This window comes from Streptomyces sp. NPDC054841 (genome assembly GCF_053611045.1).
The window spans coordinates 1-9,445 of record NZ_JBSGZO010000341.1 but is presented as its reverse complement, the minus strand read 5'-3'; the positions used below and the strand labels follow the sequence as shown (position 1 = coordinate 9,445).

At 70.7% G+C, this 9,445-nt stretch carries 5 protein-coding genes and 1 pseudogene; all 6 read left to right on the top strand.

The features are described 5' to 3' along the window. Nucleotides 1–106: 106 nt before the first annotated feature. The 6 genes and pseudogenes from ACWGI8_RS32240 (at nucleotide 107) to ACWGI8_RS32215 (ending at nucleotide 9,284) form a co-directional block, all read left to right on the top strand. Nucleotides 107–2,545, top strand: coding sequence for a GcvT family protein (locus tag ACWGI8_RS32240; RefSeq protein WP_453666323.1), 2,439 nt, complete (start codon nucleotides 107–109; stop codon nucleotides 2,543–2,545). A gap of 197 nt (nucleotides 2,546–2,742) precedes the next feature. Next, nucleotides 2,743–2,865, top strand: a pseudogene (locus ACWGI8_RS32235) (bifunctional methylenetetrahydrofolate dehydrogenase/methenyltetrahydrofolate cyclohydrolase); the annotation flags it as partial. Further along, entirely contained in the window at nucleotides 2,862–4,139 is a 1,278-nt protein-coding gene (glyA, locus tag ACWGI8_RS32230; protein ID WP_453666321.1) for a serine hydroxymethyltransferase, read from the top strand. The pseudogene ACWGI8_RS32235 and the gene glyA, both read left to right, overlap by 4 nt. Continuing rightward, nucleotides 4,136–5,368, top strand: coding sequence for a sarcosine oxidase subunit beta family protein (locus ACWGI8_RS32225; protein ID WP_453666319.1), 1,233 nt, complete (start codon nucleotides 4,136–4,138; stop codon nucleotides 5,366–5,368). The genes glyA and ACWGI8_RS32225 overlap by 4 nt, the downstream gene beginning before the upstream one ends. A gap of 12 nt (nucleotides 5,369–5,380) precedes the next feature. Continuing rightward, on the top strand, nucleotides 5,381–8,698 hold the full coding sequence (locus tag ACWGI8_RS32220) for a sarcosine oxidase subunit alpha family protein (RefSeq protein WP_453666318.1): 3,318 nt from the start codon (nucleotides 5,381–5,383) through the stop codon (nucleotides 8,696–8,698). Next, nucleotides 8,691–9,284: a sarcosine oxidase subunit gamma gene (locus ACWGI8_RS32215; RefSeq protein WP_453666317.1), complete on the top strand. Its 594-nt coding sequence runs from the start codon at nucleotides 8,691–8,693 to the stop codon at nucleotides 9,282–9,284. The genes ACWGI8_RS32220 and ACWGI8_RS32215 overlap by 8 nt, the downstream gene beginning before the upstream one ends. Nucleotides 9,285–9,445 lie beyond the last annotated feature (161 nt).

Below are 9,445 nucleotides of genomic sequence, written 5' to 3'. Positions count from 1 at the left end.
GCCCTGGTAAGGCAGTGAAAGCCCCCTTGACACCCACCTCGGCGACCGGCATCGTGAGTTGCGCAACCTGAAGCTTGTTGCGTTGACAGCAACTGGAGGTTTGGTGATGGCGGGACCCCGAGTGGTCATCATCGGAGCGGGCGTCGTGGGAGCGGCCCTCGCCGACGAACTGTCCTTCGCAGGCTGGACCGACATCACGGTCGTCGATCAGGGGCCCCTCCCCGCGACCGGTGGATCCTCGTCCCACGCACCGGGACTCGTCTTCCAGACGAACTCCTCGAAGACCATGACCGAGCTCGCCCGCTACACCGTCGAGAAGTTCTGCAGCCTCGACGTCGACGGGCAGCCCTGCTTCCTGCAGGTCGGGGGACTCGAGTTGGCCACCACCCCCGAGCGGCTGACCGAGCTGCACCGCCGCCACGGCTGGATAACCGCCTGGGGCATCGAGTCCCGGCTGCTGAGCCCCGAGGCATGCATCGAACTGCACCCGCTGGTGGACCCCGAGCGGGTCCTCGGCGGCCTCCTGGTCCCCACCGACGGCCTGGCCAAGGCGGTGCTCGCCATCGAGGCCCAGATCCGGCGGGCCACCGAGCGCGGCGTACGCTTCCTCGCCCGACACGAAGTCCTCGACGTCGTACACAGCGAGGGCCAGGTCAGCGCGGTCGTCACCGATCAGGGTGAGATCGCCGCCGACATCGTCGTGTGCTGCGCCGGCATCTGGGGCCCGAAGATCGCTCGCATGGTCGGCATGAACCTGCCGCTGACCCCGCTCGCCCACCAGCTCGCATGGACCGGCCCTGTCCCGGCCCTGGAAGGCCAGGCCGAGGAGGCCGTCCGGCCGATCCTGCGCCACCAGGACGCGGACCTGTACTACCGCGACCGCTTCGACCGCATCGGTATCGGCTACTACGGGCACCGGCCCATGCCCGTCGACCCGGAGGACATCGTCTCGGTGGACGAGGCCGAGCAGATGCCCTCCGTCATGAAGTTCACCGAGGACGACTTCGCAGACGCCTGGGCCGAGACCCGGTCCCTGCTGCCCGCGACCCGCGACGCCAAGATCGAAGAGGGCATCAACGGCCTCTTCTCCTTCACCACGGACGGACTGCCGCTGCTCGGCGAATCACCGGATGTGAAGGGCTTCTGGGTCGCCGAGGCGGTGTGGGTCACCCATTCCGCGGGCGTCGCCCGCGCGGTGGCCGAATGGCTCGTGGACGGCCACTGCTCGTCGTTCGATCTGCACGAGTGCGACGTCAACCGCTTCGAGCCGCACCAGCTCTCCCCGGAGTACGTGCTGGCCCGCGACTGCCAGAACTTCGTCGAGGTCTACGACATCCTCCACCCCCTCCAGCCGGCCGGTGCCCCACGGCCCCTGCGCACCAGCCCCTTCCACGCCCGCCAGCAGCAACTCGGCGCCTTCTTCCTGGAGGCCACCGGCTGGGAGCGGCCCCAGTGGTACGAGGCCAACGCGACCCTGGTGGCCGGCCGGTCCGTTCCGACGCCCAACGACTGGGCGGCGCGCTACTGGTCGCCCATCGTCGGCGCCGAGGCCCAGACGACGCGCGAGACCGTGGCGATGTACGACATGACGGCACTCAAGCGGCTGGAAGTCACCGGCCGCGGCGCGGCCGCCTTCCTCCAGCGGCTGTCCACCGGCAACGTCGACAAGTCGGTCGGGTCGGTGACGTACACGCTGCTCCTGGACCAAGACGGCGGCATCCGCAGCGACATCACCGTCGCCCGGCTCGGCCGCGATCACTTCCAGGTCGGCGCCAACGGCAACCTGGACCTCGACTGGTTCGGCCGCCACCTGCCGGCGGACGGCTCGGTCCAGGTGCGCGACATCACCGCAGGCACCTGCTGCATCGGCCTGTGGGGCCCGCTGGCCCGCGAGGTCCTCCAGCCGCTCGCCGACGCGGACTTCTCCAACGACGGTCTGAAGTACTTCCGCGCCAAGCGCGCCCACATCGGCTCCGTCCCCGTCACCGCGATGCGCCTGTCGTACGTCGGCGAACGCGGCTGGGAGCTGTACACCACCGCCGACATGGGCCTGAAGCTGTGGGACACCCTGTGGCAGGCCGCCCAGCCGCTCGGCGGCATCGCCGCGGGCCGCGGTGCCTTCAACAGCCTCCGTCTGGAGAAGGGGTACCGCTCCTTCGGCACCGACATGACCTATGAGCACGACCCCTACGAGGCGGGGCTCGGCTTCGCCGTCAAGCTCGACAAGGACGACTTCATCGGCAAGGCCGCGCTGGAGCGTCGCAAGGCGGATGTGCGGCGCCGGCTGACCTGTCTGACCATCGACGACCCGCAGGCCGTGGTCATGGGCAAGGAGCCGGTGTACGACGGCGACCGCCCTGTCGGCTACGTCACCAGTGCCGCCTACGGCTACACGATCGGCAAGGGCATCGCCTATGCATGGCTGCCCGCCGATCTCGCCACGACCGGCACCGCGGTTCACATCGGCTACTTCGACCGGCGCGTGGAAGCGGTCGTCGCCGACGAGCCGCTGTTCGACCCCTCGATGTCCCGCCTGCGCGGCTGAGCCGCACCCGTAACAAGAGGAGCGATGTGAACGCACGCATCCTGGACGGCAGGCGGACCGCAGCCGCGATCCGCGCCGAACTCGCCGAGGGCGTGGCCGAGCGGGGGATCACCCCGGGCCTCGGTACCGTGCCAGGCCCTGTCCGGGCGATCCTGTCGGGTCCGCGACGCCGGCTACGGCACCTCGCTGCGTCGTCGGAGCACCCCGATGCCGCCAGGGTCGCCGGCTGGGTCGCGCCCATGCCCGGCGGCGTCGGACCCATGACGCGGGCCGTGTTGCTCGCCAATGTCGTTGAGGCCGCCGAGAGGAACGCCGCATGAACACGCTGAACGTGTCGCTCGCCGAGCTGGACCCGGAGGTCCACGCCGCCGTCCGCGCCGAGCTGGACCGCCAGCAGTCCACCCTCGAAATGATCGCGTCGGAGAACTTCGCCCCCTCGGCGGTCATGGAGGCACAGGGGTCGGTCCTGACGAACAAGTACGCCGAGGGCTACCCGGGCCGCCGGTACTACGGCGGCTGTGAACACGTCGACGTGACCGAGCGGCTGGCCATCGAGCGGATCACGTCCCTCTTCGGCGCCGGATTCGCCAATGTGCAGCCGCACTCGGGCGCTCAGGCGAACACCGCCGTCTTCTTCGCCCTGCTGAAGCCCGGGGACACCGTCCTCGGCCTCGACCTCGCGCACGGCGGCCACCTCACCCACGGCATGCGCATCAACTACAGCGGCAAGATGTTCAACGTCGTGCCCTACCACGTGGACGAGACCGACAACCTGGTCGACATGGACGAGGTGGAGCGGCTCGCCAAGGAACACCGCCCCAAGATGATCATCGCGGGCTGGTCGGCGTATCCCCGGCAGCTGGACTTCGCCGCCTTCCGGCGGATCGCCGACGAGGTGGGCGCGTATCTCATGGTCGACATGGCCCACTTCGCGGGCCTCGTGGCCGCCGGACTGCACCCCAATCCCGTACCGCACGCCCATGTCACCACCACGACCACCCACAAGACGCTCGGCGGCCCGCGCGGCGGCGTCATCCTCACCGACGACGCCGGCCTCGCCAAGAAGATCAACTCGGCGGTGTTCCCCGGAGTGCAGGGCGGCCCGTTGGAACATGTCATCGCCGCCAAGGCTGTGTCGTTCAAAGTCGCCGCCTCGCCCGAGTTCGCCGAGCGACAGGCCCGTACGCTCGCCGGCGCCCGCATCCTCGCCGAACGGCTGACCCGGCCCGACGCGGCAGCCGCCGGGGTCAGCGTCCTCACCGGCGGTACCGATGTCCATCTGGTCCTGGTCGACCTGCGCAACTCCGAACTGGACGGGAAGCAGGCCGAGGACCTGCTCCACGGGATCGGCATCACGGTCAACCGCAACGCCGTCCCCTTCGACCCCCGCCCGCCCATGGTCACCTCAGGGCTGCGCATCGGCACCCCGGCCCTGGCCACCCGCGGCTTCACGGACGAGGACTTCGCCGAAGTCGCCGATGTGATCGCGCTCGCTCTCCGGCCCGAGCCGGATGCCGCCGCGCTCCGCGCCCGTACGGAGGCGCTGGCCGCCAAGTACCCGCTGTACCCGCACCTGATCGGAGACGCCCGATGAGCCCCCGCACCCCGGGCGCCGACCTCCCCGAGCACCCCGCCCGGCTGTGGCGAACACCCGAGCCGAAGCGGTCGTACGACGTGGTGATCGTGGGCGGCGGCGGACACGGTCTCGCGACCGCCCACTACCTGGCGAAGAACCATGGCATCACCAATGTGGCAGTGCTGGAGAAGGGGTGGCTCGCGGGCGGCAACATGGCCCGCAACACCACGATCATCCGCTCCAACTATCTGTGGGACGAGAGCGCCGGCATCTATGAGCACGCCCTCAAACTGTGGGAAGGGCTCGCGGACGAACTCGACTACCCGATCCTCTTCTCCCAGCGCGGTGTGCTCAACCTCGCCCACAGCCTCCAGGACGTCCGCGACAGCGTGCGCCGTGTCGAGGCCAACCGGCTGAGCGGCGTCGACGCCGAGTGGCTGGACCCGCAAGCCGTAAAGGATGTCTGCCCGATCGTCAACATCTCGCCCGACGTGCGGTATCCGGTGATGGGCGCCACCTATCAGCCGCGGGCCGGAATCGCCAAGCACGATCACGTCGCGTGGGGGCTGGCCCGGTCCGCCGACGCCGCCGGTGTCGACATCATCCAGAACTGCGAAGTCACCGGCATCGACATCCAGGGCGGACGGGTCGTCGGCGTGCAGACCACGCTCGGCCCCATCGCCGCCGGCAAGGTGGCGCTCTGCTCGGCAGGTCACTCCTCGGTGCTGGCCGCCATGGCGGGCTTCGAGCTGCCGCTGCAGAGCCACCCGCTGCAGGCATTGGTCTCCGAGCTGCTGGAGCCGGTGCACCCCACCGTGGTCATGTCGAACGCGGTGCATGTGTACGTCAGCCAGGCCCACAAGGGCGAACTCGTGATGGGCGCCGGTATCGACTCGTACAACGCCTACACCCAGCGTGGAGCCTTCCACATCATCGAGCATCAGATGTCCGCCGCCTTGGAACTCTTCCCCGTCTTCGCCCGCGCCCATGTGCTGCGTACCTGGGGCGGCATCGTCGACGTCAGCCCCGACGCCTCGCCGATCATCGGGATCACCCCGGTGGACAACCTCTACCTCAACTGCGGCTGGGGCACGGGCGGCTTCAAGGCCACCCCGGGCGTCGGCTGGGTCTACGCCCACACCATCGCCCACGACACCCCCCACGCGCTCAACGCCCCCTTCTCGCTCGACCGATTCACCACCGGCGCGCTCGTCGACGAGCACGGCGCGGCCGCGGTGGCCCACTGAGGAGCCGAATCGATGCTGCTCATCCCATGCCCCTGGTGCGGACCCCGTGACGAGGCCGAATTCCATTACGGCGGCCAGGCCCACGTGTCCTATCCCGAGGACCCCGCTGCTCTGACCGACCCGGCGTGGGCCCGCTACCTCTTCTTCCGCGACAACCCCAAGGGCCCGTTCGCGGAACGCTGGAGCCACGCGGCCGGATGCCGTCGCTGGTTCAACGCTGTGCGCAATACGGCGACGAACGAGATCCTGGCGGTGTACCGAGCGGGCGAGCCGTGCCCGGAACCAGCGGCCTCCGCTTCGGTCGGTCCGGTGTCTTCAACCGGTCCGGGGGATGGGCAGACTGGACCGCGCCGTCCAGCCCCTCCGGCGTTCGAGGAGCCGGGGGTTCCCCCACGCCCGCAGGGCGTAGGGGGAGGGTCCGGGGACGGAGCCCCCAGCGGGGTCCGGGGCGAAGACCCGGTTACGGGAAGGGGCGGGGCGGGGAAAGAGACTGCTCCCCCGGCGCCCGGCCCGTCCCAACCGTTCCGGGTGACCACCCGCGGCCGCGTATCCCGTGACGAACCCCTCACGTTCACCTTCGACGGCACGACATACCAAGGCTTCCGTGGCGACACCCTCGCCTCCGCCCTCCTCGCCAACGGGATCATCCAGGCCGGCACCAGCATCAAGCTCGGCCGCCCGCGCGGCATCTTCTCCGCCGGAGTCGAGGAACCCAACGCGGTCGTCCAGATCGAGGAGCCGTTCCCCGAGCCGATGCTGCCCGCGACCGCCGTGGAGCTGTACGACGGGCTTGTCGCCGGCAGCCTCCCCGGTCAGGGACGGCTCGCAACCGAGCCCGACCCCGCCCGCTACGACGCCGTGCACGCCCACTGCGACCTGCTCGTCGTCGGCGCGGGACCGGCCGGACTCGCGGCCGCGTCCGCCGCCGCCCGCAGTGGGGCGCGGGTCATCCTCACCGACGACCAGCCCGAGCTGGGCGGCAGCCTCCTCGGCACAGGCCGGCTCCTGGACTGGGCGGCCGAGACCGAGGCGTTGCTCGAAGCCGCACCGGAAACCCGCATCCTCCGCCGCACCACCGTCTTCGGCTACTACGACGACAACCACCTTCTCGCCGTCGAGCGCCGCACCAACCACCTCGGCGGCGACGCCCCCGAGCACGTCTCCCGCGAGCGGGTCTGGCGCATCCGTGCCCGCCGTGTCGTCCTGGCCACCGGAGCACACGAGCGTTCGCTGGCCTTCGCCGACAACGACCGCCCCGGCGTCATGCTGGCGGCCTCGGCCCGTACGTACGCCAACCGTTACGGCGTTCTGCCCGGCCGCCACGCCGTCGTCTTCACCACCAACGACAGCGCCTACGCGGCCGCGCTCGACCTGGCGGCGGCGGGCGTGGACATCGTGGCCGTCGTCGACACCCGCCCCGAACCCGGGGAGTGGGCACGCCGCGCCCAGGACGCCGGGATCGAGGTGCTGGCCGGGCATGCCGTGGTCGGAACCGAGGGCGGGCAGCGGCTTTCGGCGGTCACCGTCGCCCCGTACGGAGAGTCGGCGGGGCGCCGTGAGTTCGCCGCCGACCTGCTGCTGGTCTCCGGCGGCTGGAACCCCGTCGCGCATCTGTTCAGCCAGGCGGGCGGAAAGCTGCGCTACGACGACACCTTGGGCACCTTCGTCCCCGACGCCTGTGGTCAGGCGGTCGAGGTCGCCGGCTCCGCAGCCGGCGTCTTCGATCTGGCCGGCGTCCTCGCCGGGGGCGCCGACGCCGGGGCCCGCGCGATCGAGGCCGAGGGCTATGTGGCCGACGCGCCCGGGCTTCCGGTCGCCGACGACGGACCACAGTCGCCGCCCATGCACGTCTTCCTCGTCCCCGGCGCCGCCGACGCGCCCCGCTTCGTCGACCTCCAGCGTGATGTCACCGTCGACGACCTCGCCCGCGCGACCGGCGCCGGTATGCGTTCGGTCGAGCACACCAAGCGCTACACCACCGCCGGCACCGCCAACGATCAGGGCAAGACCTCCGGCGTCCTCGCCAGTGGCACCGTCGCCCACCTCCTGGGCGTGGACGTCTCCGCCCTCGGCACGACGACCTTCCGCCCTCCTTACACCCCCGTCTCCTTCGCCACGCTGGCAGGCCGCGACCGCGGCGAGCTCCACGACCCCGTGCGCGTCACCGCCCTGCACGACTGGCACGCCGACCGCGGCGCACTGTTCGAGAACGTCGGCCAGTGGAAGCGGCCCTGGTACTACCCCCAGGAAGGCGAGGACATGAAGGCCGCAGTGCTCCGCGAGTGCCGCGCCGCTCGCGAGGGCGTCGCCTTCATGGACGCCTCCACCCTCGGCAAGATCGACGTGCAGGGTCCTGACGCCGCCGCCTTCCTCGACCGGCTCTACACCAACATGATGAGCACCCTCAAGGTCGGCATGATCCGCTACGGCGTCATGTGCCGCCTTGACGGCATGGTCTTCGACGACGGCACCGCCATCCGGCTCGCCCAGGACCGTTTCCTCGTCACCACCACGACCGGCAACGCCGCCGCCGTCATGGACTGGATGGAGGAATGGCTGCAGACCGAGTGGCCCGACCTGCGCGTCCACTGCACCTCCGTCACCGAGCAGTGGGCCACCGTCGCCCTCGTCGGCCCCCGTTCGCGCGAGCTGCTGGCCACCCTCGCCCCCGAACTGGCCGTCGGATGCGACGACTTCCCCTTCATGGCGTGGCGCGACACGACCGTCGCGGACATCCCGGCCCGGGTGTGCCGGATCAGCTTCTCCGGCGAACTGGCCTACGAGATCAACGTGTCGCCGTGGGGCGCCCGGGCGCTGTGGGAGGCGCTGTACGCGGCAGGGAGCCCGTTCGGCATCACCCCGTACGGCACAGAGACCATGCACGTCCTGCGCGCCGAGAAGGGCTATCCGATCATCGGCCAGGACACCGACGGCACGGTCACCCCGCAGGACCTCGGCATGAGCTGGGCGGTGTCCAAGAAGAAGCCCGATTTCGTCGGCAAGCGCTCCCATGCACGCGCTGACACTCTACGCCCCGACCGCAAGCACCTCGTCGCCCTGCTCCCGGAGGACCCGGACTCCTTCCTCCCCGAGGGCACCCACCTGGTCACCGACAGCATGCTCCCCGAGCCGCCGGTGCCGATGCTCGGCCATGTCACCTCCAGCTACCACAGCGCGGCGCTCGGCCGGACCTTCGCTCTCGCCCTGATCAAGGGCGGCCGGGCCCGCATAGGCGAGCGGCTGTACGCGCCCGTGGGCGACCGCCTGGTACCGGTGACTGTCGCAAGTCCCGTCCTCTACGACCCCGAGGGAGCCCGCCGCGATGGCTGACACCGCGATCCGCCACAGTCCCCTGGCGCACGCCGCCGGCCGCTTCGCCGCCGTCAACCGCTCCTCGGGCGGCGCCCTGCGCCTGGCGGAACTGCCTTTCCTCGCCCAGGTCAACGTCCGGCTCGATCCCAAAGGGCCGACTGCCGACGCGGTCGGGCTCGCTCTGGGGCTCCAACTGCCCCTTGAACCCAACACCGTCGTACACGCCGGTGACCGCTATGCCCTCTGGCTCGGCCCCGACGAATGGCTCGTCGTGGGCCCGCCCGGCAGCCGGCCGGGTCTGGAGAACCAGATCCGGGCGGCTTGCGGCGACGAGCCCGCAGCCGTCACGGACGTCTCCGCCCAGCGCACCACCCTGCTCGTCACGGGCGGGCGCGCCCGCGACCTGCTGGCCCACGGCTGCCCGCTGGACCTGCACCCGCGTGCCTTCGGTCCCGGGCGCTGCGCCCAGACCACCCTGGCCCGCACGCAGATCGTGCTGGTTGCACGGGACGAGGCCAGGGCGGGGTTCTGGTTGCTGATCCGTTCGTCCTTCGCCGGGTATCTGGCGGACTGGCTGCTGGACGCCGCGTCGGAGTACGTCTAGGGCCTGTCCGGCGGATCAGGCTGGATCAGCGAGCGCCCGCCGCGAAGCGGCTGATGTCACTGATGTGGCTTCGGATCCAAGGCGGAGGATGGGGGTCCCCCCGCCGAAGGCAGGGGGAGAGTCATGGCGGAGCCATGCCGACTGACGACAACGCAGGAGAC